Genomic DNA, 24602 nt, shown 5'->3' with positions numbered 1-24602 from the left:
GGGGTCATGCCTGACCTCCGGGGCGGATCATTCAACCGGGTGCGATAAAATTCTGTTCGCACCCGGTCTTTCCGGGCCCCGCATCAAGGCGATACGTTGTCTACATCCGGCAGCTTCCAGCCGCTTTCGATCCAGCCGTCCGACGGCCCGTAAAGACGGAACAGCAAAAAGAAATCCTCGCCAGTCGGAATCCAATTGCTTTCCAACCCCTCAGGCGGCTCTGGCGCAAAGTACACATCAGCCGAGCCATCTTCGTTGACCTGCATATCCGGCAGGTTCGGGGTTGCCAGACCAACCCGTTCGTTCCCGGTGACAAAGCCCTTGGATTGCATCGAGTAGACGATGACAGACCAGAAATCGTCGGCGGGCGTATCCGCCGGAACCGTCAGTTTGTAGGTATCCGTTCCATTCAGCGGAGCCCCTTCTGAATCGTTCAGACCGGTCAGATAGAACGTGCCACCGCCAAGGTTCTTGGGCAGATAGGTGATCCAGGAATAAGACCCCCCTGCCCGGTCGTCGATCAACACCATCTCATCCGAGACATAGGGAAACCCGGCCTCAGGCTGGCCTTCGGCGAAATCCCAGACACCCCATTGTTTGTCTTCCCAAATCGGAATCACGGATTTGGTGATGAAATGTTCCTGCATGGTGCCATATGCGCATTGCAGACCTTCCAGCAGTGCCTCCTGCATTTCGGCGTCCGGCTCGAACGGCTGACCGCGGACCATACCCAATGAGGCCAGCATCGCCATCATGACCTTATCTTGCTCAAGCACCGGCTCGCGCTGGATCACCGCATTCATGTCAGTGAAATAAGTCAGGTCATAGACGGGCAGAGTGTTCACAGGGTTCTGTTTGACGTCCACGAATTTGGTCGGCGGCGGGTTGTCGGCCTGCGCCAGCGGATACCATTGCAGAGTCTGCGCATAGGCTGCCTGATCTTCGTGGGTGCCGCCATTCTTGGCGACCGGACGGAAGGCAAAATGGACACCGTATGTGTTGGATTGCAGAACGTAATACCCATCCTCGGGCACGTCCCCGTCATAGCCCGGAGGCAGGATCAGATATTTGCCGCCTTTACCCTCATCCGATCCAGTCGTTCCCACATCCGCCAGCGGAACCTGCCAACCATTTGTAATGGTGCCGAAAAACGCAGCTTTGTCTGCCGCAGGCGGTACTTCGATCACAATCGGACCATCCTTGGTCGTCAAGCCGCCAAACGTATATGGCGTCACGTCATTGGCGGTCAGAAAACCGTGGCGGCTGTCCATCGGCTCGGACATATAGCCCAGCGTGCCGAAATCGGCACCCGCATCGCGCTGAAGCGACAATTCGATGTCATAGACGCTGACCGCAGGAATCGCCCAGATCGCAGCCTCGCACGCCCGACGCACCACGGTGTCGCGTTGCAGGTCGGACATTTCTGCGGCAATTGGCACAGATTGAAACAGCAGGCCGGATATGGTTGCTGCGGCGAAAGTTTTGGATTTCAAGGTAGGCACCATTATCTCCCGTTGGCTGTGGCATGAAAAAAGATTTCTTTTTCAAACAGTTTCATAATTTTGAGTAGGAGGTGTATCATTTCACGACAAACAGCGAAAAACTGGTAGGCCAGATGAACCTTCCCCCAATGATCAGCGCGAAATCTCTGGGCGAAATGCCTGGTTTCACCATGGAACATCTCGGGGCGCGTGCTCTGGATCGCGCCATGGAAGCCGCCGGACTGCCACATCAGTTTGCTGACTTGCACGAGGGGTATATCCCCGAATACGTACTGGCATCCTTTGTCCAGCAGGTTGGCCAACAGTTGGGTGAAGATAATATCGGTTTATTGTGGGCCCCGGTGCTAACGATCAAAGATTACGGCAAGTGGGGCGAGTACGTTCTCGGTGCGGCAACATTGGGCAGTGCGCTGGCCCGCGCCCGGAATGTCATGCCCTTGCATTCCTCTGGTGACAGCACACAGCTCCGACTGGCCGGAAACAAGGCATTTTATCGCTACAGATTTGCGCTGCGCAGCCATCCGGCCTATTCTCAGATCGCCTTTTCAGCACTTGGTTCGGTGCTCAGCATTTTTCGGCATTTCCTTGGTCCGCATTGGCGACCGACACGCCTTCACTGCGACATGCCGCCGATCATGAGGGCAGACGACGCCGAAATCGCATTCGGGTGCCCTATTCACTGGAACAAAAAGGCGCTGGAAATCTGTTTCCCAAGTCATCTTCTGACGGCCCACGCACCCGCGCACCCTATCAGCGTATCCACAATCGAAGACATCGTCCGCGAAAGGTCCGGCGGTACACCGCGCGATTTTCATCAGGTCGTTGAATCGGTATTGCTGATGCAGCTCAAGGAACAGGATATCTCCATCGACCGAACCGCACAGGCGCTGAATTTATCCGTTCGGTGTTTGCAACGGAAGTTGGAGCAGGAAAACACTACATTCCGCACCCTAACCAACGATGTGCTTGTTACCCGCGCGAAAGAGTTGCTTCGTCACGGGGGTATGTCCGTGAAGGCGATCTCGCTTGAGCTCGGCTATTCCAGCCAGCACAATTTCAGCCGCGCCTTCCGGGACCGCGTTGGGCTGTCACCGACGCAATATCTGAGCCGAAGTGTCGGAGATCACCCGGAGAACAGGCTCCGATCTGCGCCATTGTGATGCTCAACTCATCGCTGAGCACATCCCATAACCTGCCCAGCCCCGCCTCACCTGCGGCGGCGATGGCGAATTGCATGATACGGCCAAAGAACACGAAATCTGCCTCGTTGATCAGGGCTTTGGCGGCATCCTCCCCTGACCGTAGCCCGCTGTCGTAGAAGATTGGAAACTCTGAGCCAACGGCTTTACGGATCTCGGGCAGCATCTGAAACGGCGATGGTGCGCTGTCCAATTGACGCGCGCCATGGCTGGAGACCTGAATGGCATCGACACCAGCCGCTTTCAGAGTAACCGCATCCTCAACATCCAGCACGCCTTTGACGACCAGCTTGCCACCCCACTGCTCCCGCAACCGGGCGAGCGTGTCCCACGTGGCGCGGGCACGGCTTTCGGTTCGGTCGAACTCATACCCGTCCATCAGAACATTTGCCATCTGAGGCTTGCCATGCGCCAGCGATGTCAGAGACCAGCGCGGGTGCAGCGTAAAATCGATGAACTGTCGCGGGCCGATGCGGAATGGCATTTTGAACCCGGGCCGCAATTCGCGTGGACGGCGGCCGACCTCGGGCACATCCAGGGTCAGCACCAGAACCTCATAACCGGCAACTTTGGCGCGCTCCACCAACTTGAAGGTGCCGGTCCCGTCACCGCTGAAATAGAGCTGAAACGGATGTGTCGCAAACACTGGGGTCTAGTTGACGAGCATGCATGATCTGAGGTTTTTACTGGTCGAATAATTTTCGAACAGGTTACTTGAGCATGATCTCGTTAAAGGGCTGTCATTTCCCCAAGGATGCAGTTTTGTACGCTGTTTTCTTCTATCTGCGGTACACTGTATCCTATCGTGACTTGGAAGAGATCATGGCCGAGCGCGGTGTCCGAGTTGACCATGCCACGTTGAATAGGTGGGTGGTGAAATACTCGCCTATCGTCGCAGCTCGTGCGCTGTCAAAGAAGCGTCCAACGCTGAGTTCATGGCGCATGGACGAAACTCTGAGTAATTGATCAGCAGCTCTCTTGGCCGGTGCATGATAGCACCGGAACAGCGATAGGAGAGCAAGATGGAACAGTGTTTTGTCGGGCTGGATGTCTCGAAAGCCGAGACGTCGATTTGTGTCTGTGATGAGAATGGAGCCACCGTGTCTGCGGTGAAGAAAGTGACTGACCCTGACGTGATCTGTCAGGCGCTGCGCAATCACGGTGGTTCCCTCCGATGCGCCATGCTCGAAACCAGCCGAATGGCGAACTGGCTTTATACCGAACTGTCGGATCGGGGTCTCCCGATGGTTTGCATTGATACGCGTCAGGCTCATGCTGTTCTCAGCCAGATGCACAACAAGACCGATGCCAATGATGCCGCCATATTGGCTGAGTTAGCGCGGACGGGGTTCTATCGGAAGGTCGAAGTCAGGAGTCGGGTCGCCCAGGAGCTGCCGGCGTTGCTGAAAGCTCGGGAAGTGGCGTTGAAATCTCGCGTGAATGTCGAAAACACGATACGCGGTCTTTTGGTCAGTTTCGGGCTGCGGTTGCCAAGGCATCTGCACACATACGAGGAACGGATCCGCGCGATCCTGAAAGATCGGCCGGTATTGTCCAAGGTCATCCTGCCTTTGCTCGAATTGCGCACAACCGCCCTACGGCAAGCGGCTGCGCTGAGTAAAGAAATGATGCACCACGCAAAAGACGATGAGGCCTGCCAACGGTTGATGACCATCCCAGGTGTTGGGCCTGTAAGTGCCCTGACATTTGTGGCGACGATCGACAATCCGAGCCGATTTCCAAAATCCAGATCGGTCGGAGCCTATCTCGGACTAGCGTTCAGGCGTTACCAATCTGGGGACATCGACTATGGCGGCAGAATATCGAGACGCGGTGATCCTATACTGCGCTCAAGGCTCTACGAGGCGGCCAGCCGTTTGCTGAACCGGGTGAAGCCGGGCAAGGGACTGGAACTACAAAGATGGGCTCGCGCTCTCAAAGCCCGCGCCAGCCACAAAAAGGCGGTCGTTGCCCTGGCACGAAAGCTTGCTGTCCTGATGCACGCCATCTGGGCAAATGGCTCAACCTTTCAAACGAAGGAGCCATAAGCGATAGAACAGGCGGACTTCCCGTTCACGAGTTGCCGTACCGACCAACACGGCAGGCTGTCGACCGATCCCGTTCGATCTACATGCGGCTCACAATCCAGACCGCGCATGAAACCTTTGGGGGTTGATGCCTTGAACGCCGAGATGAAGCTCCAGCAGGAAGACTTCGGAAAGAACCTTGCAGGTGGTCGATACCGGACTAAACTCACCGAGAGCTGCTGCTCAATTAAAGAACCTATATTCGTGTTCGCGGCAACTGGATGTACCTCTATCGGGCCGTCGACAAAGCTGGGAATACTCTTGATTTCATGTTGTCTGAGCGCAGGAACCGTCCAGCAGCAGCAAGGTTCTTTGCCAAAGCGCTGTCTTCAAATGGAATCCCGAGCAAGATCGTCATCGACAAAAGTGGCACTAACGCGGCTGGCATTCGAGAGGTGAACAAAATCCTTAATCGGTTTGGCTGCCCAGCCATAATCCAAACGGTCAGGTCCAAGTATTTGAATAACCTAATCGAACAGGATCATCGGTTTATCAAGCGTCGTGTACGGCGTATGTGTGGGTTCAAATCGTTCAGATCCGCATCAGCCACTTTGGACGGCATCGAAGTCGCCAATATGATCCGGAAGCGGCAATTCTCAAGTGATACGACTTCCGGCTTTCAGCTATTCGCCGAGATCGCAGGATAGGTGTATCCAGTAAGTCGCTGACTTTGACCGTTCCAAATGTTTGCGACACATCCCATTGGACCTCCTCCTTCAAAATTCCAAGAAATGGATTAGCCTGGAACTTGTCAGAGAGTTTAGTTACTGAATGTTGGCATTCAAAATGAATTCTGCGGCTTTTTAGTTTCCGTTATTAGCATGTTTGAGCAGATTGCCTGCTGCCAGACTGGTCCGTTGACAGGGGTTTTGGGACAAATGGCAGTGGGATCTATGAAGAAGCCGCCAATATGTCAGACAACGCGACATCCGCATTAGTTGGCAGCGATAGCGAGCCTGCCGGCGCCTCGGGGTAATCACGATTGATGCGAAGGAACCGGGCGTTTTGGAAATGAGTTCCTATTCTCTCCATTGGCCACCGAATAACGCTGGGTGTATTGAATCCTGCACCGATCTCAATCACCGCCAGCCTCAGGCCATTGACACTCTGCAGCCAGTTGGCGAAGGTCTTTGATTGCGAAAAGTAGGGGGTCTCTATAAACCATCCACCCCCTCGCACGTTCATGAACACCGGCCCGCCGCAATTGGGACACACCGCGAGAGACGATTTGTCCTCAACCTTTTGAGTTTGTCGGTTGACGGATGGCAGCATCGCGTCGACCAGAGGGACCCCATCCCAAGTTTGGTCTGCGCACGGCGTCAGACATTGGAACAATTCATAATCGCCCTGGGGTGTATAGATGCGCGTCGGGTCAAATCCATTTTTGTAGAAATACCGGTCGACATTTGAAGTAATGACAAAATAGTCCTTATCGCCAACCAGCTTAAGTAAATCCTGATACGCTTTTGTCTGGCGCGCCCTGTACACGTGGTCCAGAGCAACTGACAGGTAACCCCATTTGAGCGCCTCGTCTTTGAAGGGGAAACCCATCATTTGATACTGATTGCGGGCACCGTACTGCAGCATCCCGGGGAACCGGTTGGCAAATGCAACTTCGTCGGTGTAGTCCAACCCTGCCGCAGCTGACATCCCTGCGCCAGCCCCGATCAGTACTGCATCGGCATCCTTTAGCGTTTCCGCGGCCATTTCGACGGTATTCAAAGCAGTTCCCATTGTCTCGCTTCCTGCTCGTAAATCCTTGTGGCAGCGTCGCCAAAGGTATTGAAAATCACGTGACTTAGCCCATTGGGGTTCCTGCCGACCCAATCAATCACTGTTGCAAGTGCGATCTTTGTAGCGGCTTGCGCCGGGTATCCGAAGACACCGGTCGAAATACCGCACAAGGCCACCGAACGGGCCCCGGCCTCGGAAGCCAAGGAAAGACAAGACTGATAGCAATCCGCCAATTGAGTTTCTTGTCTTGTCGTCAGTCGCGACCCGGATTGGACAATGGGACCCACTGTATGCAGGACGTATCGGGACGGCAGATTGTGCGCGCGCGTTATTTTGGCGACACCGGTCACCTCACCATGCCCCTGCAATTGCATTATCCGATGGCAATCTTCCCTCAGCTGCGGGCCAGCCGCACAATTGATCACGTTGTCGATACAGGCATGGAACGGCTGAAAGCATCCAAGCAATTCTGAATTGGCAGCATTGGTGATGGCATCGACGCGAAGCGTTGTTGTGTCACCGTCCCAAATACTGATCCGTCCGCTGACATTGGAACCTCCTCCCAATCGTTGCAACGCTTCTGAGTCCGTTACGGTTTTCTTCGACAGCTCGTGCTGAAGCAGCCGGTCAGTCGCATCGAGCAAGTTTGATGGCAAGTTTCCCGGACTGCGAACCGTCAACGCTGCCTGCACCCACCTTCGGCGCTCCTCAACAGACTGAGGAACGGCATATCTTTCAAGAAATCGCGCGGATAGGCTATCGTGCTTAAGGGCGTGCACGACATCGTTTAACGCAACGTGTGGATTCCCGGTCGCGGGAACAAACCCTTCGTAAAGGCGTATCTCTTGCTTATAAGCAGACAGTTTCAATTCATAACCCCGGGTGTTTTATGGTGAGCTCAGCAGGCCAGAAAGCCTGCTGAGACTAAGCCGAGCGCTTAGAACTTGCCGTTTTCGTGCGCCATCTCTGATGGAATGTCCGAGATCACGTCCCAATGTTCGACGATTTTGCCGTCCTCAACGCGGAACAGATCGAAAAACGCAGTCGGGGTGCCAGCCAAAGTGCCTTCTGACGCGGTAAAGACAAAGTTGCCTTCGGCAACAACCAGATGGGTTTCATCGTATTTCATGGTGATGCCCTGCTCGGCCCAGGCGGTCAGAGCTGCACCCAAACCATCCAGCCCATCGGCAATCTGGCTATTGTGTTGGGTATAGGTTTCCGTCGAGATGAAGTCGGTGATTTGATCACCTTTGCCATCACGCAGAATCGTGTTTACGAAATCGACTACCAGCTCTTTGTTTGCTTCGGTCTTATTCAGATCGACGATCTCGACTGCGCCATCGGTTTGCGTGTGACCAGACGGGTTGGGTTCGGTAACGGCCTCCAGATTGTCCCAATGCTCGACAACTTTGCGATCCTCTACACGAAACACGTCAAATCCAACCAAAGCTTCGGCACCAAAGGCCTGAGCATTGGTATATGTGTTGTGCAGGACGACCAGATCACCTTCTGCCAATACACGGTGCGTGGTTACCTCTATACCGCTTTCTTTCAGACCGGGGATAAAGCCCACAATTGGCGCCGCACCGGTCGGAACCGCTGGGTTGTGCTGGATATATCCCGGCGCAAGAAGCTGCTCGGCGGCCTCGGGATCGAAGTTGGTGAAAATGGCAGCGACGGCGTTCAGGACGACTTCTTTGGGGGTCATTTCCGGTTCCTTTGATTCTTGGTTGCGTTGTTGTGCGCTTTGAGTATCATTTCCGCACCAAGTATCAATTACGCACCATAAAGGAACCAAGTATGCTCCCGGTAACTGCGACGACCGACCAAGAAGGCAAATTGTGTCCGGTTCGAAATGTCCTCGCCAACGTGACAAGAAAATGGCAGACGTTGCTGCTGCTGGCGCTTGAAGATGGTCCGATGCGTTTTGGCGAGCTAAAACGGATAATTGGGGACATCACCCAAAGAGTGCTGACCGAAAACCTGCGTTCAATGGAGCGCGACGGCTATGTCACACGCACTGTGCATTCCGGACCACCGCTGGCAGTCACTTACGAACTGACTGAATTGGGCAAAGATCTGGTGAACGTCATGAAGCCCCTCGTTTTATGGGCCCAGGACCATTTCGAAAGGGTTGAAGAAGCCCGCGCCATGTATGACGGCTGATAATCAATTGGTTAATAGAAGACGAAACTACGCATCGAAATGCGTCCGGTATCGATCGTCTCGTTGTTGAACATTTCGGTGGCCAAGGTCAGTGGGGGAAGCTCAGGATCAAGCATGGAAATCAAACGACAGGACGTTGATAGACCAAACCAGTTCCCTCAAAGCGCTCTATTCCCAGGACTTTTTCAGAAACTGCAGCAACTCAGACGTAAAGGCCTTCGGGTTTTCACGGTTCAGGGGATGCGCCGCGTCGGGAATGCGAACCAAATTTGATTGTGGGATGAGTTCGGTCAACTGATTGGCAACCTCTGGGAATGGTTTCAGCGTGTGTTCACCGATCATTATCAATGTAGGTTTGTCGAATCTTTGCAGCGCGTCGCTCGACAAGGGAGGGCGCGGGTTATAATGCTGAGGTGGCAAGGTTAGCGCGTTTTCGATCAGTTGCGACCGAAGATCGTTCGGCATCTCTTCCCATTTGGGCGTGCTCGTCACGCTGCGATGAAAATGTTTTATCCCCTCTTCAACCTGACCCTGTTTGATGATGTCGATGGCCTCGAGGATGCCCTCCTGCATGACCTGAGGCATCTTCTTGCCCTCGACAGGTCCGCCAGGTTCAACCAACGTGAGCGTCTTCAACAGGTCCGGCCGCTTGCAGGCAAACGCCGCCGCAAGATATCCACCATAAGAGTGGCCTATCAAATGAACCGGCCCGATATCCAGCGCCTCAACAAAGGCGATGACATCATCGGTCTGATCCTCGACATGGTAGGAAAATTTGGTTTTCGTAGCTTTTGGCCAATGGTGGCGTCGGCTCATGGCGATTGCACGGAATTGATCGCCGAGTGTCGTCACGTCGTCTCGCCAGTATCTGTAATCACACACCGATCCGTGTACGAAAACAATGGCTTCGCCTTCACCTTTTTCGATAACGGGAAAGTCGTACCCGGCCGCGTGAGCGCTGTGTTCTTTCATGTTAACCTCGTCGTTTTCAACTCGCCGCCACGCAATGTGGCGGCGGGTTTCTTCATCCTAGATAACTGACTAGCCAGAGCACTGATCCCGGCGCAAAAACAAAGAGCGCAAGACGGGCTAGATCAGCGATAAAGAACGCGATGATGCCCCGGTAAATCTGCATCAGGGACACGTCCGGCACCATCGATGCAATGACAAAGACATTCATGCCGATCGGTGGCGTGATCAGACTGATTTCCACCGCAACCACAACGATGATACCCCACCAGACCAGTTTAAGCTCTGGGTCGATCGGCAAAGGTAAATCCGCAATCAATGGCACAAAAATCGGCACGGTTAGAAAAATCATTGCAGGGCCGTCAACGATCATGCCCAGAACAACGTAGCATCCCAAAATCACCATCACGGTACCCCAGGGACCGATCCCCAACTGCGTGATAAAGGCGAGAATTTCCTGTGGGGCACCGGCCATGTTGACGAATTGGTTCAACATCAATGCACCAAAGCCAACTGCAAACACGGTCGCTGTCAGTTTTCCGGCTTCTAGCAGGCTTTCAAAAAGGGTGGACCAACTCATCTTACGACGCATCACCGCGATCAGTAGCGCTCCGCCGGCGCCGACGCCACCGCCCTCGGATGCAGTGAACACGCCAAAGAAAATCCCACCCATGATCACGCCGAACAGTGTCAAAACACTCCAGATGTCTTTAAGTGCAAAGATTTTTTCGCGCAGCGGCTGGTTTTCACCTCTTGGCCCCCAATCCGGTTTGATGATGCACACGACCTGAATTGCGACAAAATAAAGAAGGATCGAGATCAGTCCAGGTATCAATCCGGCAATGAACAACCGTGCAATGTCCACCTCGGCCAAAAGCCCGTAGATGATGAGCGCGCCGGATGGTGGAATGAGGATGCCGATGGTACCACCGGCCGCCACGGTTCCGGCTGAAAAGGCATCGTCGTATTTGTATTTGCGCATCGCCGGAATTGCGACTTTGGTCATGGTGGCCGCAGTTGCAAGCGATGACCCTGAAATCGCTGCCATTCCGCCACAGGCCGCGACGGTGGACAATGCCAACCCACCGCGCAGATGGCCCAGCCATTTGGCCGCACAGTCATACATGCTATCGGATATTCCCGAGCGCGTTACGAGCACACCCATCAGAATGAAAAGCGGCAGCACTGCAAACTGGTGGTTCGCAGCCAGTTCCAGAATCTGCTGCCCAGCAACAGTCCCGGCGGCATCAAAGCCGCGTGGGTGAACCAGCGCAAAACCGACATAGCCGACAAACAACAATGAGACACCCAGCGGAAAGCCGATACCGGCAATAATCAGCAGTGCTAGAATTGCGATTAATAATTCGATCATAGCGACATCTCACCTGTCCCGGATTTTCCGCCAAGATCCCGAATAGCCCGAAGTGCAAAAAGCACGGCTGTAAGGAGCAAAAGGGTGGTGAAAGCGTAAACAAAGGGGTACAAAGGCAAGTCCAAAGCATTGGATGTTGTGCCCCGTTTTAGGTATCGGACCGCCTGGTCCCAAAGTCGCATGGCCATAAAGCCAATCATCGTAATGACGCCGACATCAATGGCGATCAGGCGAATTCGGTCAATTGTAGGGACTTTTTTGAAAGGACCAGTCAAAAGATCAACCGCGATATGACCCCGGGAAAGCGTAACGGTCGGGAACGCAGTAAAGATCGTCATCCCCAGCATCAGCGACATCAGATCTTCGGTGCCGATGATAGGTTGGTTAAGAACGTAGCGGAAAAACACCGAGACAAAGACCAACGCCATCAGTGCAAAAATTCCGATTGCAGCGCATACTGCCAAAATACCCGTCAGAAAATCAGACAAGCGTTTCAATGTGTATTGCAGATTATCCATGGAGCATAATCCAATCACGATTGTGACCCCGCGGCGGTACCGCTGGGTCGGAAAACTCACTTAGCTTATTTGTTCGATTCCGCGTTTTTGCGAAAGAACTCGAAAGCGGCGGTTCCGTCTATCCCCATGGAATTCGCCTGTTCGATCCAGGCTGCCTCGTGATGCGCGCTGGCTTCGGTGATAGCATTGATCAGTTCAGCAGAAGCGTCCTCGACTTCTATTCCAGCTTCTTTGAACTTGTTCATTCCATAGGCATCAGTCCCGTCCAGGATTGCGCCGAGCTTTCCGGCCAATTTCACGCCACTTGTTTCAATCAGCGCTTTCTGGGCGTCTTCGGGCAATTCCTCGAAACGTTCACGATTGATGAAGATCACAAAGGGGCTGCGGCCCATGCCACCGGGGACTACGGTGATATGCTTGGTTGCATTGACCATCCCCAGAATTGCGGCAGGCCCAACAGCGGATTGGATGCCATCGGCAACGCCACCCGAAATAAGCTCGAACATTTTGATACCTGCATCACCGACAGGCGATGCGCCAAGGTTCTGAACCGTGGTGGTTCTTTCGTTGCCCTCAACCATCATCTTGAAGCCATCGAAATCTTCGATCGACCGAATGGGGTGGGTGTTCGAAAAGATCTGCTGATCACCTAGCGAAAAGATTGTGAGCGGAATCAGCTCTTCCCACTGACCGACATCGGCAAAAAACTTTTGGTGTGTTTCCCACGCAGCGATGCTTGCGCCTTTGGTGGTTTCAGCACTCAGTGGGATGTTGGACACCATGTTGAGTTGAAACTGCTTTTCCCGGAAACCGACTGCGGCAATCGCGATATCAGCGACACCGTCTTCAACAATATCAAAGGACCGTGGCGGCGGTGCCAACGAAGACGTCGGAATAGTAATTTTCAACGTCCCATTTGATGCGGCCTCAACTTCGCGCGCCCAAGGTTCCAGGCCCTTTGAATAAAGCGGTGCAGCCGTCGGAATGAAGTTGTTGAAGATCAGTTCAACAGGTTCGGCAGCCGCCGTATTTGCAGCGAGAGTCGCACCTAAGGTCACACTGAAGGTAACCGCTCGTGCCAGCCTATTCAGTCTTTGGTTCATTCTACTCACCTTTCTACATTCAGCATTGGATGATAGTTAACAATTTGAATTCATGTTGTTATTTAGAAATCCCCAACAGTGTTGGCGTGATATCCGGTATTGATAACGCATCCTGCGTGGCTCAGCTGGCCCATTCCGGTTTGCGCTTGTTCAGAAACGCATCAATACCCTCCGCCGCCTCGGCACCTTCCCAGATGTCAGCCAGACGTGTGATTGTGTCATCGATCACCTCAGTATCGATCCGAGGCCCTAAAGACCGAGCCAGACGTTTTGCCGAGCCAACCGCCTTGGGCGCCACAGACAGATAGGGCGCAACCTGCGCCTCAACCGCGGCATCCAGCGCCCCGGTTTCAGCAACTTCAGCAACGATGCCAAGCGCTTTGGCTTCATCCGCGCGGAAGATGCGCGCTGACATGAACACACGACGCCCCATGCCTTCTCCCATGCGCGCCAGCACATAGGGGCCGATGGTCGCCGGGATCAGGCCCAGACGAGTTTCGGTCAGCCCGAATTTTGTCCACTGATCCGCAATCGCGACGTCACAGACGCAGGCCATACCGACGCCGCCACCAAAAACACCGCCGTGTAACCTTCCAATCAGGGGGGAGGGCATCTCATTCAGGGCATTCAGCATTTCCGCCAGCTTGCGCGCCTCGCGCATCCTGGTTTCGCGATCGGCCTTGATCTGGTCCATCATCCATCCCAGATCGCCACCTGCGCAAAACACATCGCCCGCACCAGACAACACCATAGCGCGTGTCTTGGAATCAGCCCCCACGGTATTTGCCAAATCTGTCAGCTCGCAAATCATCTGAGCAGACAGTGCATTGCGCTTTTTAGGTCGGTTCAGCGTGACATATGCGACGCCTCTGTCATCGGTTACCAATGCAATTGTTTCGTAATTGCTCATGCGACGCTCCTTAGAGTTTTGGCAAATTGGACCGCTTGTTGCAGCCGCGACTCATCAAGCCCCGTTTCAAACCCGCGTTGTGCCATCAAGTTAGCGACTTGTTCGGTGGCGACGTTTCCTTTGGCGCCCGGAGCGTATGGGCAGCCCCCCAATCCGCCGACAGAAGAATCAAAAACTCGAATGCCCCGGTCCAGGCAGGTTTCGATATTGCTCAGGGCCATTCCCTTGGTGTCGTGAAAATGCCCGGCCAACTGGCCGACGGGCACAACGTCCAACACGTGATCCAGCATCAGCGACAAACTTTCAGGTGTCGCATGTCCGATTGTGTCACCCAAACTGATCTCGTAACATCCTATGTCGGTCAGAGTCTTTGCCACCTTGGCAACTTTCGCCGGATCGGTTGGCCCCTCATAGGGGCAATCCGTCACGCAGGACACATACCCGCGCACCGGCAATTTGATTTCAAGGGCCTTGGCCATGACCGGTGAAAAGCGCTCAAGGCTTTCGGCAATCGAACAATTGATATTCCTTTGACTGAATCCTTCGGACGCCGAGGCAAATATCGCCACCTCATTGGCAGCTGCATCCACTGCCCCCTCCAAACCGTGTAAATTTGGTGTCAGGACCGCGTAGGAAATGTTGAGTTTTCGATTGATACCGGCCATGACATCAGCCGAGTCCGCCATCTGTGGCACCCATTTGGGGCTGACAAAGCTGGTTACTTCGATCTTTTGAAACCCACAATCGCTCAGCATATCAACCAGGAGAATCTTATCCTTTGTATCGATCAAGGATTTCTCGTTCTGCAGTCCATCTCGTGGACCCATCTCGAATATCGTTACTTTTTCGCTCATGGCGTGCCCTCGCTTTTTGATTGGTCGCCAAGGAAGTTCCGCGCCTCCTGGGCGGTTTCAAAAATGTGAGGCTGCCTTTGCGGGAAAAGCCGTTCACCCAGTTTCACTCTCATGAAGGCAGAGTTCGCGTATCGGGTAACAGTCTGATAATACTTAGCTTCGAGAGTCTGAACCATCGCGGCATAGCTGCCTTCGATATCTTCGTCTATTACCGTGTCATCATAGTTGACGATAGCTTCGACGGACTGCTCTAGTCCGGCACATAGTTCGGTGACACGATTGCAGATTGCCTCAACATCAGCGGGCCATTTGATCCGCATCTTGCTGAGGTTGATAAACAATCGTTTACCCTCGTCATCCAGACCAATGCGCGATGGCAGATCTAGATGCAAAAGTTCCGAACGCAGGTCCATCTGTCTGTCAAGAAACAGACGCGGGTCCATTTCCTTGAGATCCCGGATCAGAGGATCAAACGCAATATGACCAAGAATATCCCGTTCCAGATCTATTCCAGGTGCGATCTCGGTCAGGGTCAACCCTTCTTGGGTCAACTCAAAAACGCAACGCTCGGTCACATACAAAACAGGTTTTTGCTGCGCCTGCGCGCGTAACCCAGAAAACGTAACCTGGGCCACCGAATGATTGAATTTGCGGGCCTTGCCTTCGTGAAGAATCGACAGCCGTCCGTCTAGCAGGCCGATTTTCAGCCCCCCGGCGGTGAATGTTCCCGCAAAGACAACCTTATGCGCATTCTGAGAGATATTGATGAACCCTCCAGCGCCCGCTAGCCGGGTGCCAAAACGCGAGACGTTGACGTTTCCATTGGCATCTGCCTCGGCCATGCCCAAAACAGCAAGATCCAGACCGCCACCATCATAAAAATCAAACTGGTTGTTCTGTGGAATGATGGTATCGGTGTTGATCGCCGCCCCAAAATCCAGGCCCGAGGCCGGCTCGCCGCCGATCACGCCCGGTTCTGCGGTCAGGGTCACATGCCGTAACAGCCCCTCTTCCCGCGCAACTGCGGCCACGCCTTCGGGCATGCCTATGCCCAGATTGACAATCCCGTTGATCGGCAGCTCGAATGCTGCCCGCCGCGCGATGATCTTGCGCACGTCCAACGGCACCGGGCTTGCCTCGCCCATAGGCGCCCGCACCTGACCGGCAAATTGCGCCGAATAGACAGTGGCATAGGTCTGAACGTGGTTTTCCGGTTCGGACATAACCACGGCATCGACCAAGGCCGAGGGTAACACAACGTTTCTTGGGTTCAGGGAATTGTCTGCGGCTAGGCGTTTGACCTGAACAATCACCACCCCTCCCGAGTTCTTGACGGCCATGGCCTGTGCAAGATTGTCGATCGACAGCGCTTCATGCTCCATCGTGACATTGCCAAGCGAGTCTGCGGTGGTGCCACGCAGCAGCGCCACATTCAACGGCATTCCATGGTAAAACAGCAGATCCCTACCAGCCAAGGTTACCGCTTCGACCAGATCTTCGGTGGTGATTTCGTTGATCCGTCCGCCTTCCCGCGCCGGGTCGACGAACGTATCCAGACCAACATGTGTCAGCGTTCCGGGCTTACCAGCAGCGATGTCGCGAAACATCTGGCTGATGACGCCCTGCGGCAGGTTGTAGGCCTCGATCCGGTTTTCCAACGCCAGCTTTGCCACTTTAGGGATCAGGCCCCAATGGCCACCGATCACGCGTTTCAGCAAACCTTCGTATCCCAGCCGGTTCAGGCCACGGGACCCGCCATCGCCCTGCCCCGCAGCAAAGAACAACGTCAGATCGCGAGGCTCAGCGGTGTTGCAGAACCGGTCCTCCAGCGCACTTAATAGCTCGTCAGGAACACCGATGCCGACGAATCCCGAGGTCGTCACGGTATCACGGGACTTAATCAAAGCAGCTGCAGCCGTAGCGGATATGACTTTGTCAACCATGTGATTTCACCGTTCAGTGCGCCGTCCAACCACCGTCCACGGGCAGGGCTGATCCCGTCATGGACGACGCGGCTTCGGAACACAAAAACACGGCAAGTGCTCCCAACTCAGATGTGTCAACAAAACGCTTGGTGGGCTGGGCCGCCAGCATCACGTCACGAATGACTTCCTCCTCGGTAATGCCCCGTGCTTCGGCAGTAGCGGGGATCTGCTTTTCGACCAGCGGAGTGCGGACATAGCCTGGGCAGATTGCATTGCACGTGATGCCCTGCTCGGCCACCTCCAGTGCCACGGTCTTCGTCAGGCCTACAACGCCATGCTTGGCCGCGACATATGCCGACTTGAAAGGTGAGGCGACAAGCCCGTGCGCCGATGCCAGATTGATGATCCGCCCCCAGCCACGCTTTTTCATTCCTGGCAGTGCAGCGCGCGTTGTGTGGAATGCTGAAGACATATTGATGGCGATGATCGCATCCCACTTATCCACCGGAAACTCATCGACGGGGGCCACGTTCTGTATACCCGCGTTGTTGACCAAGATATCGACAGAGCCAAATTCTCCTTCGGCACCGGATACCATCGTCTCGATCTGCGCAGGATCGCGCATGTCGGCACCGTCGAACTGAACGCCGACACCCCATTTTTCCTTCAGCCCCTGAACAACAGGATCGACCTGCGCGGCAGGTTCGATGCCGTTCAAAACGATGTTTGCGCCCTGTTCGGCAAGGCTTTCCGCAATGGTAAGGCCAATCCCGCTGGTCGATCCGGTCACAATAGCCGTTTTTCCATTCAACATTTCAGATACTCCAAATTACTTACGTTGCCACCAAGCAATGGCCTCACCAGGAGCTGCCAGCTTCGGCGCCGGCGCATCTGGATGTTCATCGGCGCCCTGGACCCAGAACGGAGAACGAATCGAGCGAAGTTTTCCTTCGCTCGGGTGTTCGATTTCGCGGAACAGTTCGACATCGGAAAGGTGGTCATCTTCCAACAGGTCGGTCAGCGAATTGATCGGTGTGCACGGAATGTCGAGGTCGCGCAGAACCTCCAGCCAGTCCGCAGTCGTGCGCTCGGGCATCTTTTCGGCAACTATGGCGTAAAGCTTGCCGATGTTCTCGCTTCGCGCGGCCGAATCCTGGACCCAGTCAGCCTGGGCCAGATCCCCGCGCCCGACAAAGTTCAAAAAGCTCGCCCAATGTTTGCCGTTATAGGGCAGCACACCGACAAAACCGTCCTTGGTCGGAAACGGCTTGCGATGCGGAGAAAGAAGCCTTTCGTAACCCACACTACCTTTTGCCGGCCGGAAGGTCTCGCCCGAGAGCTGCTCGGACATCAAAAACGCCACCAAACCTTCGAACATGGGGGCTTCGACGATACAGCCCTGGCCGGTTTTGGCCTGATGCGCGATGCCGGCAAGAACCGCCATTGCCAAGTGCATACCACCGACTTTGTCACAGATTATGGTCGGCAGGAACCGCGGCTCGTCATTCTGATTGCGATTCAGATGCGCAACACCCGAAGCCGCTTGAATGATGTCGTCATAGGCGGGGTGTTCCGAATTGCGGCCCATGCTTCCATATCCAGCAGCCACACAATAAACGAGGCTTGGAAAGGCATTGCTGATGGTATCGGGATCAAGCCCCAGACGCTTGGCCGCGCCTGGACGCATATTGTGAACCAGGACATCCGCTTCGGCCAGCAATGTCATGAACTGTTCGCGATCTTCTTCCCTTTTGAGGTTCAGCGATACCGAACGCTTGTTACGGTTGTAGTTCAGATAGCCTGCGCCCATTGCATCAGACCGGGCAGGCCGAACCTGGCGGAAGATGTCACCTGATGGCGGTTCGACCTTGATAACATCAGCCCCGAAATCGCCCAGATACTGAGTTGCAAGCGGACCAAGGACCACGGCTGTCAGGTCCAACACTCGAACGCCCTTTAATAGATCATACATGATTTTGTCTCCTGTCTGCCTTGGCTCAATCCATCAGACCGGGCAAGAACAACGAGATTTGTGGGAAGGTGAGAAGCAGAGCAAGAATAATGATCTCGACCAGTATAAACGGTGCAACACCTTTGAAACACTCTCCGACCGGGACCTTGGTAAGGCTGGAGGCGACAAATATGTTCAAGCCCAGAGGTGGTGTTACCAACCCGATCTCAACAGTTTTGGTGATGATGATGCCATACCAGATGCCATCGAAACCAAGCTGCGAGATCAGAGCGAATGTAACCGGTACCGTCAGTACAAGAATGGCCAGCTGGTCCATCAGCATTCCCAGGATCAGATAGACGAACACCAGAATGATCATCACGGTCCAGGGTTGCATTCCGGCGTCGCGGATCGCATCCAACAGATTTTGCGTTGCTTGGGTCAACGTCAGGAAATAGCCGAACATCAACGCGCCGGAAATGATCGCAATGATCATCACTGTGGTGCGCACGGTTTCGGTCAGCGAGTTCAGGAATTCGTCACCCTGGAGCCGCTTCATGACCAACACGATGATCAGCGCCGACAACGAGCCAATTGCACCCACTTCGGTCGGAGTCGCGATGCCGCTGTAAAGAGCGCCGATAACAATTGTCATCAACAGAAACACCGGCCAGACAGTCCGGATCGAGGCAACAGCAGCTGGACGATCAAAATTCGGACGGGCAGGAACGGAATCGGGATTCATCGCGCCCATTACCAAGATCGCAGTAATGTAACCAACGATCGTCAATAGGCCCGGACCGACGCCGGCGATCAGCAGTTTGCCGATCGAAACCTCGGTGAGAATGCCGTAGATGATTAGGATTATAGACGGCGGGATCATGATGGCCAGAGTTCCCGAAATCGCGATAACACCAACCGACAGCCGGTCGGAATACCCGACCTCGCGCATGGTTGGATAGGCCGCTGTGGACATGGTAGCGGTGGATGCGGTGCTTGATCCAATCACGGCCGCCATGAACGCGCTGGCCATAACGCAGGCCACGGCCAGACCGCCGCGAATTCGGCCCAGCCACAAGTCACAACAAACAACAATGTCGCGTGCCATTCCTGACTTGGCCATGAACTGCGACATCAGAACGAACATTGGAACCGTCAGCAATACGTAATTTGCACTTTCTTCGTGCAGGACATCACCCAGAAAGCTGGTAACCAATGGGCCTCCGCCTGTGATCCACAGCCCAAGAACGGCTGAGGTCATGAGAGCAAACGCGATCGGCATTTCGAGGACGATCAGCAGGATAAGAGCGGCAACGCCGATAAAAATTTCCATGGTTTTCCCTGTTCCTCACATCTCGTCTTCGTGGCTGCCGGCAATCACTGGGCGGCCCAAAAAGCCGTATTGAACGGCGTTGATAAGCAAGCGCGCAGTCAGGACCCCGGCCCCAATCGGCACCCAGACCAACGACAGCCAGACCGGCCAGTCGATGACCCCAAAAATGACATCACCATCGAACATGGTCTCGAGCGTGCGTTTAAGTGACGCCTGTGTCATCACGGCAAAGACAAACGCTGCGAGCAGATTGTTAAATGCGTAGAGTGGGCCTTTTAGCCCCTCAGGCAGAAACCGGGTCACAACGTTAATCTTGATCATGGCACCGTTGCGTTCGCCCCAGGACAACGCCAGAACACCAACAATCACCATCAGATAGTACGTGGTAAAGTCGAACTGGAATGTCAGTGGCGATTTAAAGGCATAGCGTCCGATGGCATCGGCACTGACCAAAACCATCATCACAAAGACCGAGAGCCCCGCAATCCAGCTAAGCGCATTTTCAAGTTTCTCAAAAACCCTGAGCATCCTCAAATCCTTTGTCTCGGCTGAAAAGGGTGCCGCCCATTTTGCGCAGCACCAGTTGGGGAGATTTAGTTGCTTTCGGCGGCAGCAACAGCTGCCTCGAATTCAGACACAACCTCGGCCGCGTTCAATCCACGCTCTTCCATCCGAGCGACCCAGGCAGCCTTGACCGACGCCATCATCGGCTCGAGCGACGCAAGCGTTGCATCATCGAATTCGTAGACTGCGATGCCAAGATCACGGAACTCCTGCAGAGCTTCTGCGACCTTGCCGTCCTGATAGGTTCCCAGATGTTCAACGGTCTCATCACCCGCCTGGACCAAAGCTGCCTGTTGCTCGGGGCTCAGCGCGTTGAACGCATCGGCATTCATCACGGCGGTGATCGCGAATGTTCCGAATGAACCATTGGTGCTGGTGGAACCGATGACTTCTTGCAGGTTGTAAGGCTTCACACTGCCGGGCGGCAGCAGCGAACCGTCAAGCGTACCACGCTGGATACCCAGATAAATGTCAGGCGCAGGCAGCGAAACAGGTGTTCCTTCGAACGCTTCAACCGCCAGGTTCAAAGTGCCTGATGAACGGATTTTCTTGCCCTTCAACTCGTCAGTGGACGAGATTGGCTCACCCGCCAGCACCAGCTGATAAGCAGGCAACACGGCTGCAAACAGTGGTACGACACCGTTTTCGTCAAACTCGTGACGCAGGGCGCCTTCTTTGACTAGCTTCCAATAGGCTTTACTGCCAGGCAGCGATTCACCCGTCATGCCCGCAATCATCGATGCACCGTTCAGGGGCATTCGGTCGCTGACATAACCAATTCCGACATAACCGGCTTGAACCGCATTATCGCGAACCTTTTGCAGAATGCCTTTAGCCTTGGCCAACTGGCCAGCCGGGAAGTGCCGGAAATCGATTTCGCCGCCAGACAATTCTTCGGCTCGGTTCATCCAGAACACCATGCCTTCTTTCGACAAATAGTGCTCCAGCGGAAAGCTGTCTGCAAATGAAACTGTTTCGGCTTTTGCCTGGCCTGAGGCCGCAATTAGCAGGGCCGCTGCCGCAGCCTTGAAAGAGGTTGTGATTTTCATGGAATCTGGGCCTCCTCGCCCTGTGCTTGTGGACTAAGTCATCCGTTGAAATGCGTCATAAGTCGACGCGCGCACCTTCGCCGTAAGGCGGGCCGTATACGACCAAGACGCGAATGGGTTTCACGCCTTTGGCAACGAAGATGTGCTGCATTTCGGCGGGAAAGAAGCAACTCTCCCCTTGTTTTATCACACGCCTGGTTTCACCGATGGTAACTTCCGCCTCGCCGTCTAGCATGTAACAAAACTGATCAATCCCTGGATGGAAATGAGGGGACGCGCCTTGGCCAGGATCAATGGTGCCGATCACGACTTCCAGATGCTTGGCCCCTTGTGTGGGACCAACTAAACGACGGTTAAATGTACCGGTGTGGCCTGCAGGCTCATACACTTCAGCGTCACACTCACGAATAAAAAGGTTCATTACATCAACAGTCATAATAGCTGTTCCTGTATGGATTTCGGTCATTGGGACTTATACGGATATCTCGCGCTCAATCCTGCAGATTGAAGTGCTTTCACAATCTCATCCGCAGTTTTGTGCAGGCATTTGGCAAATTCGGGGTACCGGCCTTCCATACGGTAGTTTGGCCCCGCTACGGAGAGACCAAGCTGACGGCCTTCAACCTCGATCGGGACACCAATACCGGTCACGTCTGGTGTGTATTCCGAGAGGTTCAAGAAAAATCCTTGTGAGAGCCCCTCTTCGATCCTCTTTTTTAGCGTGTCCTGATCGCTGATCGTGTTTTCGCGCAAGTCGGCAAACTTGATTCCTTGCAATGCCTCATGCAATTCCTGGCCGCGAAAGGTTGACAAAATCGCCTTGCCTCCAGATGTGGCATATACCGGTCTACGGCTGCCTACTTCAGCAGAATAGCGGATTGATTGCCGAGACTCCGCAACCGCCAGATAAATCACGTCATCCTTAACCTGAGACGCAAGCAATGCGGTTTCGCCGGTTTCGTACGCCATTTTTCCAAGGAATTCGTTAATCAGTGCCGTGACAGGATCACCGACGGCTATAGCCTCACCAGTCGCAAGCAACTTGCGACTGGGGTAGAACCCACCACGCTGACGAACCTCATATAGATACCCACGAGTGGACAAGGTCTCAATCAGATTATGTGTGCTGGATTTTGGCAACCCTAACGCACCTGATAGTTGTGTCATTGTCATCGGTCTCTTTTCCTGCGCAAACAGCTCGAACAGCGTAAGCAAGTGATCAACTTGTTTCACAATCATGAACTTTTTTTCACACTCCTGAACTTATTTTTCAAGGTTTTTTTTAGCACCGGCGGTTCCAAAGAGAATTCCTTTGCAATTTCATCCCGATACCATCTGAACTCTCTTGACTTTCCGCAGCTGAAGTTACCCGCGTTACACGGTAAACCAAAGCCGAATCGCCGAAGGGCGGTACCCGCTATTCGCGGATCTGCTCAACTGAACTGGAATATTAAGGTTCGAAGAAAAAGGTGCGGCATTGTGCTCAACTCTACCGCCAGACTTACACAAAACTAGACCCACCCTATCGCTTCTTCGGTGAACCACGCCGACAGGTGCCGATGGAATGAACGGGCTTTCCAACTTGCTTATTCATGTTTGTAAATGTTGAGGCTATTGAATGTCATGTGGTCATTTCTGAGGCACAGTCCATCCACAAGCTGAGAGCACCGGATCTAACATGACTGTATGAGGCGGCGGGGCGAAAGACAGTGGAGATCTAGTCGTGGGCGGCCAAAAGCCTCTGAACCTATTTTGGTGACTTGATGCGCCACATCATTTTTCTCTCGCTTTCTGGGTTGCCTCTGTGAACTTTCGATCTGATTGTTCAGACCTATATGGGCACCATGATCCACGCCCGGCATAAGATCGCGGATTGGCTTGAATTGGCTTCCCAACTTATTCGTTATCAAAACAAGGGGTTCACCGAATTGCGAAATCAACCGCTTTAGAAATCGTTGGGCTGCCTTGGCATTCCGCCGTGGCTAGTTCAGAATATCAAGAGCATCTCCAATCATGTCCGCTGCCTTCCAGAGCCAACAATTCTGACCGTGGATCGCTACGACCAATTCGTCCAGCTGCCATTTGTTGACCGGCCTCGCCTAATGCAATTGGCGAAAATCCGACCAAAGTGTTAACCCAATTCCAGGCAGTTTCCTGACAGATTGTAACGCCTCGTTCAGCGAGATGATCTTCGACAACTGGGAGTGCTGAGTGCAATGCAATGATAGACCCATACCGCAAACGTGAAGATCTCGCGTGGGTAACGAAACCTTTGCAGGCCCGGCGCTTGATGCGGTATCTGCATGTGTGGGGCGTAACCCGATCAGCAGGCGCAAACAAGTTGGTTATGTCAAACGCGACATCACCGTTCGCTGCTGCATCGCATGACGGCTGAGGGGCTTATGAACGACTGAACAACTCCGCCCGCATCAAGTCCAAAAAGTCGTCAGCAACTTTTGAGACGGGTTTGTCTTGTGGTGTTAGAACGCCAATCTGGTACTGAATTGCAGGTTCGAACGGTATCCGGACTAACTCTTCGTCGAAACCCTGGCTGTTGATCGGATCGACAAGGGCGACCGCATTCCCAGACCTGACAAATTCAATCAGCGAAACAAAGTACTGTGCTTCTAGGACGACATTCCATCGTGCGCCTGCATCTGAAAATGTTCTCGCAATCTGGTAGGTTGTCATATGATCACGGAACAAAGCGGCAAATGGACAACCATCTAAATCCCTCGGTGTCAGCACATCGAGCTTCGCGAGTGGATGGTCTCTTGCGACAATGCAGTGGCAATGGAATGTGAACTGTTCAGCATCCACACCGACAAATTGCGAGGGTTTTTCTGCAATCGCAATGTCGAACATTTGGCTGGGAAGTTGCTCAATCACAATATGTGAACTGCGCGAAAGCAGGCGAATCTTCACATGCTCACGGTCTTCCAAAAACTTACTGATGAGGTTTGGCAAAAACTTTATCGAGATGCCGGGGAAGGCAGATATTGTTATGTGACCAGATTTCCTTTGTCGCAGTCGGGTTGCTGCTTCATTTGTCCTCTCCACTGCTTCCAACAATCTTTGGGCATCATCATAAAAGATTAGTGCCTCTGCTGTTGGCTGGAGTCGCCCAGACTTACGCAGAAACAGTTTGAATCCCAGCCTGTGCTCCAACGTGGCTATCGTATTGCTAACCGCAGGTTGTGAAATCCCCAATAGTTGCGAAGCCCGCGTCATTGTACCGGCCGTCATAATGGCTTGAAAACACTCTACTTCTCGAACTTGCATGGCTAATACTATAAATTTTGATTATAAACGATGCAATTAAAATTATTAGATTGGATAGATCCGCTGCGGTTAATTTTCAGCATT

The 24602-nt window shown here is 53.8% G+C and carries 22 protein-coding genes and 4 pseudogenes; 5 read left to right on the top strand and 21 right to left on the bottom strand.

Annotated elements, in window-relative coordinates:
• Nucleotides 1–83: 83 nt before the first annotated feature.
• On the bottom strand, nt 84–1502 hold the full coding sequence (locus QMP16_RS17140; protein WP_282153362.1) for a DUF1254 domain-containing protein: 1419 nt from the start codon (nt 1500–1502) through the stop codon (nt 84–86).
• Between the two features lie 113 nt (nt 1503–1615).
• Between QMP16_RS17140 and QMP16_RS17135 the strand changes: the two genes are divergently transcribed.
• On the top strand, nt 1616–2662 hold the full coding sequence (locus QMP16_RS17135; protein ID WP_282153361.1) for an AraC family transcriptional regulator ligand-binding domain-containing protein: 1047 nt from the start codon (nt 1616–1618) through the stop codon (nt 2660–2662).
• Here QMP16_RS17135 and QMP16_RS17130 read toward each other — a convergent pair.
• Nucleotides 2559–3329: pseudogene (locus QMP16_RS17130) on the bottom strand (alpha-hydroxy acid oxidase); the annotation flags it as partial. The gene QMP16_RS17135 and the pseudogene QMP16_RS17130 overlap by 104 nt on opposite strands.
• A gap of 92 nt (nt 3330–3421) precedes the next feature.
• On the opposite strand from QMP16_RS17130, the pseudogene QMP16_RS17125 reads away from it, so the two are divergent.
• The 3 genes and pseudogenes from QMP16_RS17125 to QMP16_RS17115 form a co-directional block, all read left to right on the top strand.
• A pseudogene (locus tag QMP16_RS17125) lies at nt 3422–3655 on the top strand (IS6 family transposase); the annotation flags it as partial.
• A 68-nt stretch (nt 3656–3723) separates the two neighbouring features.
• Nucleotides 3724–4749 (top strand): IS110 family transposase, encoded by a 1026-nt coding sequence (locus tag QMP16_RS17120; protein WP_282153360.1) that lies wholly within the window; start codon nt 3724–3726, stop codon nt 4747–4749.
• Nucleotides 4750–4982: 233 nt separating this feature from the next.
• Nucleotides 4983–5435, top strand: a pseudogene (locus tag QMP16_RS17115) (IS6 family transposase); the annotation flags it as partial.
• A gap of 244 nt (nt 5436–5679) precedes the next feature.
• On the opposite strand, the gene QMP16_RS17110 reads toward QMP16_RS17115, so the two are convergent.
• The 3 genes from QMP16_RS17110 to QMP16_RS17100 form a co-directional block, all read right to left on the bottom strand.
• Entirely contained in the window at nt 5680–6522 is an 843-nt protein-coding gene (locus QMP16_RS17110; protein ID WP_282153359.1) for a hypothetical protein, read from the bottom strand.
• On the bottom strand, nt 6507–7301 hold the full coding sequence (locus QMP16_RS17105) for a protein-ADP-ribose hydrolase (protein WP_282153457.1): 795 nt from the start codon (nt 7299–7301) through the stop codon (nt 6507–6509). Before QMP16_RS17105 ends, QMP16_RS17110 begins: the two co-directional genes overlap by 16 nt.
• Nucleotides 7302–7459: 158 nt before the next feature.
• Entirely contained in the window at nt 7460–8230 is a 771-nt protein-coding gene (locus tag QMP16_RS17100; protein ID WP_282153358.1) for a nuclear transport factor 2 family protein, read from the bottom strand.
• A 92-nt stretch (nt 8231–8322) separates the two neighbouring features.
• On the opposite strand from QMP16_RS17100, the gene QMP16_RS17095 reads away from it, so the two are divergent.
• A complete protein-coding gene (locus QMP16_RS17095; RefSeq protein ID WP_282153357.1) occupies nt 8323–8688 on the top strand; it encodes a winged helix-turn-helix transcriptional regulator in 366 nt (121 codons plus the stop codon).
• Between the two features lie 168 nt (nt 8689–8856).
• Here QMP16_RS17095 and QMP16_RS17090 read toward each other — a convergent pair whose 3' ends face one another.
• The 16 genes and pseudogenes from QMP16_RS17090 to QMP16_RS17015 all read right to left on the bottom strand — a co-directional run bounded on the left by QMP16_RS17090 (nt 8857) and on the right by QMP16_RS17015 (nt 24518).
• Nucleotides 8857–9660: an alpha/beta fold hydrolase gene (locus tag QMP16_RS17090; RefSeq protein ID WP_282153356.1), complete on the bottom strand. Its 804-nt coding sequence runs from the start codon at nt 9658–9660 to the stop codon at nt 8857–8859.
• 52 nt (nt 9661–9712) lie between these two features.
• Nucleotides 9713–11029, bottom strand: a complete 1317-nt coding sequence (locus QMP16_RS17085) for a TRAP transporter large permease (protein ID WP_282153355.1) — start codon at nt 11027–11029, stop codon at nt 9713–9715.
• Nucleotides 11026–11547, bottom strand: coding sequence for a TRAP transporter small permease (locus QMP16_RS17080; protein ID WP_282153354.1), 522 nt, complete (start codon nt 11545–11547; stop codon nt 11026–11028). Before QMP16_RS17080 ends, QMP16_RS17085 begins: the two co-directional genes overlap by 4 nt.
• A gap of 65 nt (nt 11548–11612) precedes the next feature.
• On the bottom strand, nt 11613–12650 hold the full coding sequence (gene dctP, locus QMP16_RS17075) for a TRAP transporter substrate-binding protein DctP (protein WP_282153353.1): 1038 nt from the start codon (nt 12648–12650) through the stop codon (nt 11613–11615).
• A 121-nt stretch (nt 12651–12771) separates the two neighbouring features.
• Nucleotides 12772–13560 carry a crotonase/enoyl-CoA hydratase family protein gene (locus tag QMP16_RS17070; RefSeq protein WP_282153352.1) on the bottom strand — a complete coding sequence of 263 codons (789 nt, stop codon included), beginning with the start codon at nt 13558–13560 and terminating at the stop codon, nt 12772–12774.
• Nucleotides 13557–14414 carry a hydroxymethylglutaryl-CoA lyase gene (locus tag QMP16_RS17065; protein WP_282153351.1) on the bottom strand — a complete coding sequence of 286 codons (858 nt, stop codon included), beginning with the start codon at nt 14412–14414 and terminating at the stop codon, nt 13557–13559. The genes QMP16_RS17070 and QMP16_RS17065 overlap by 4 nt, the downstream gene beginning before the upstream one ends.
• On the bottom strand, nt 14411–16357 hold the full coding sequence (locus tag QMP16_RS17060; protein ID WP_282153350.1) for an acyl CoA:acetate/3-ketoacid CoA transferase: 1947 nt from the start codon (nt 16355–16357) through the stop codon (nt 14411–14413). Before QMP16_RS17060 ends, QMP16_RS17065 begins: the two co-directional genes overlap by 4 nt.
• A 13-nt stretch (nt 16358–16370) precedes the next feature.
• Complete coding sequence (locus tag QMP16_RS17055) at nt 16371–17153, bottom strand: 3-hydroxybutyrate dehydrogenase (RefSeq protein WP_282153349.1); 783 nt, start codon at nt 17151–17153, stop codon at nt 16371–16373.
• A gap of 15 nt (nt 17154–17168) precedes the next feature.
• Nucleotides 17169–18311 carry a CaiB/BaiF CoA transferase family protein gene (locus QMP16_RS17050; RefSeq protein ID WP_282153348.1) on the bottom strand — a complete coding sequence of 381 codons (1143 nt, stop codon included), beginning with the start codon at nt 18309–18311 and terminating at the stop codon, nt 17169–17171.
• Nucleotides 18312–18336: 25 nt separating this feature from the next.
• Nucleotides 18337–19623 (bottom strand): TRAP transporter large permease, encoded by a 1287-nt coding sequence (locus tag QMP16_RS17045; protein WP_282153347.1) that lies wholly within the window; start codon nt 19621–19623, stop codon nt 18337–18339.
• 15 nt (nt 19624–19638) lie between these two features.
• A complete protein-coding gene (locus QMP16_RS17040; RefSeq protein WP_282153346.1) occupies nt 19639–20151 on the bottom strand; it encodes a TRAP transporter small permease in 513 nt (170 codons plus the stop codon).
• A 65-nt stretch (nt 20152–20216) separates the two neighbouring features.
• Nucleotides 20217–21236, bottom strand: a complete 1020-nt coding sequence (gene dctP, locus QMP16_RS17035; RefSeq protein WP_282153345.1) for a TRAP transporter substrate-binding protein DctP — start codon at nt 21234–21236, stop codon at nt 20217–20219.
• Nucleotides 21237–21291: 55 nt separating this feature from the next.
• Nucleotides 21292–21702 (bottom strand): cupin domain-containing protein, encoded by a 411-nt coding sequence (locus tag QMP16_RS17030; protein ID WP_282153344.1) that lies wholly within the window; start codon nt 21700–21702, stop codon nt 21292–21294.
• Complete coding sequence (locus QMP16_RS17025) at nt 21699–22475, bottom strand: IclR family transcriptional regulator (protein WP_282153343.1); 777 nt, start codon at nt 22473–22475, stop codon at nt 21699–21701. The genes QMP16_RS17030 and QMP16_RS17025 overlap by 4 nt, the downstream gene beginning before the upstream one ends.
• 382 nt (nt 22476–22857) lie before the next feature.
• Nucleotides 22858–23541 (bottom strand): annotated as a pseudogene (locus QMP16_RS17020) (IS6 family transposase).
• A 95-nt stretch (nt 23542–23636) separates the two neighbouring features.
• Nucleotides 23637–24518, bottom strand: coding sequence for a LysR family transcriptional regulator (locus QMP16_RS17015; protein ID WP_282153342.1), 882 nt, complete (start codon nt 24516–24518; stop codon nt 23637–23639).
• Between the last annotated feature and the right edge of the window lie 84 nt (nt 24519–24602).

It is taken from the genome of Ruegeria atlantica (assembly GCF_947495585.1).
Classification (GTDB): Bacteria; Pseudomonadota; Alphaproteobacteria; order Rhodobacterales; family Rhodobacteraceae; genus Ruegeria; species Ruegeria atlantica_G.
The sequence above is the reverse complement of the archived record's forward strand: the minus strand, read 5'-3'. Positions and strand labels throughout refer to the sequence as shown.

Coding starts and splice junctions, on each gene's coding strand:
- QMP16_RS17135 (WP_282153361.1), top strand. CDS start 1,616: ATGAACCTTCCCCCAATGATCAGCGCGAAATCTCTGGGCGAAATGCCT.
- QMP16_RS17120 (WP_282153360.1), top strand. CDS start 3,724: ATGGAACAGTGTTTTGTCGGGCTGGATGTCTCGAAAGCCGAGACGTCG.
- QMP16_RS17110 (WP_282153359.1), bottom strand. CDS start 6,522: ATGGGAACTGCTTTGAATACCGTCGAAATGGCCGCGGAAACGCTAAAG.
- QMP16_RS17100 (WP_282153358.1), bottom strand. CDS start 8,230: ATGACCCCCAAAGAAGTCGTCCTGAACGCCGTCGCTGCCATTTTCACC.
- QMP16_RS17095 (WP_282153357.1), top strand. CDS start 8,323: ATGCTCCCGGTAACTGCGACGACCGACCAAGAAGGCAAATTGTGTCCG.
- QMP16_RS17090 (WP_282153356.1), bottom strand. CDS start 9,660: ATGAAAGAACACAGCGCTCACGCGGCCGGGTACGACTTTCCCGTTATC.
- QMP16_RS17085 (WP_282153355.1), bottom strand. CDS start 11,029: ATGATCGAATTATTAATCGCAATTCTAGCACTGCTGATTATTGCCGGT.
- QMP16_RS17080 (WP_282153354.1), bottom strand. CDS start 11,547: ATGGATAATCTGCAATACACATTGAAACGCTTGTCTGATTTTCTGACG.
- dctP (WP_282153353.1), bottom strand. CDS start 12,650: ATGAACCAAAGACTGAATAGGCTGGCACGAGCGGTTACCTTCAGTGTG.
- QMP16_RS17070 (WP_282153352.1), bottom strand. CDS start 13,560: ATGAGCAATTACGAAACAATTGCATTGGTAACCGATGACAGAGGCGTC.
- QMP16_RS17065 (WP_282153351.1), bottom strand. CDS start 14,414: ATGAGCGAAAAAGTAACGATATTCGAGATGGGTCCACGAGATGGACTG.
- QMP16_RS17060 (WP_282153350.1), bottom strand. CDS start 16,357: ATGGTTGACAAAGTCATATCCGCTACGGCTGCAGCTGCTTTGATTAAG.
- QMP16_RS17055 (WP_282153349.1), bottom strand. CDS start 17,153: ATGTTGAATGGAAAAACGGCTATTGTGACCGGATCGACCAGCGGGATT.
- QMP16_RS17050 (WP_282153348.1), bottom strand. CDS start 18,311: ATGTATGATCTATTAAAGGGCGTTCGAGTGTTGGACCTGACAGCCGTG.
- QMP16_RS17045 (WP_282153347.1), bottom strand. CDS start 19,623: ATGGAAATTTTTATCGGCGTTGCCGCTCTTATCCTGCTGATCGTCCTC.
- QMP16_RS17040 (WP_282153346.1), bottom strand. CDS start 20,151: ATGCTCAGGGTTTTTGAGAAACTTGAAAATGCGCTTAGCTGGATTGCG.
- dctP (WP_282153345.1), bottom strand. CDS start 21,236: ATGAAAATCACAACCTCTTTCAAGGCTGCGGCAGCGGCCCTGCTAATT.
- QMP16_RS17030 (WP_282153344.1), bottom strand. CDS start 21,702: ATGACCGAAATCCATACAGGAACAGCTATTATGACTGTTGATGTAATG.
- QMP16_RS17025 (WP_282153343.1), bottom strand. CDS start 22,475: ATGATTGTGAAACAAGTTGATCACTTGCTTACGCTGTTCGAGCTGTTT.
- QMP16_RS17015 (WP_282153342.1), bottom strand. CDS start 24,518: ATGCAAGTTCGAGAAGTAGAGTGTTTTCAAGCCATTATGACGGCCGGT.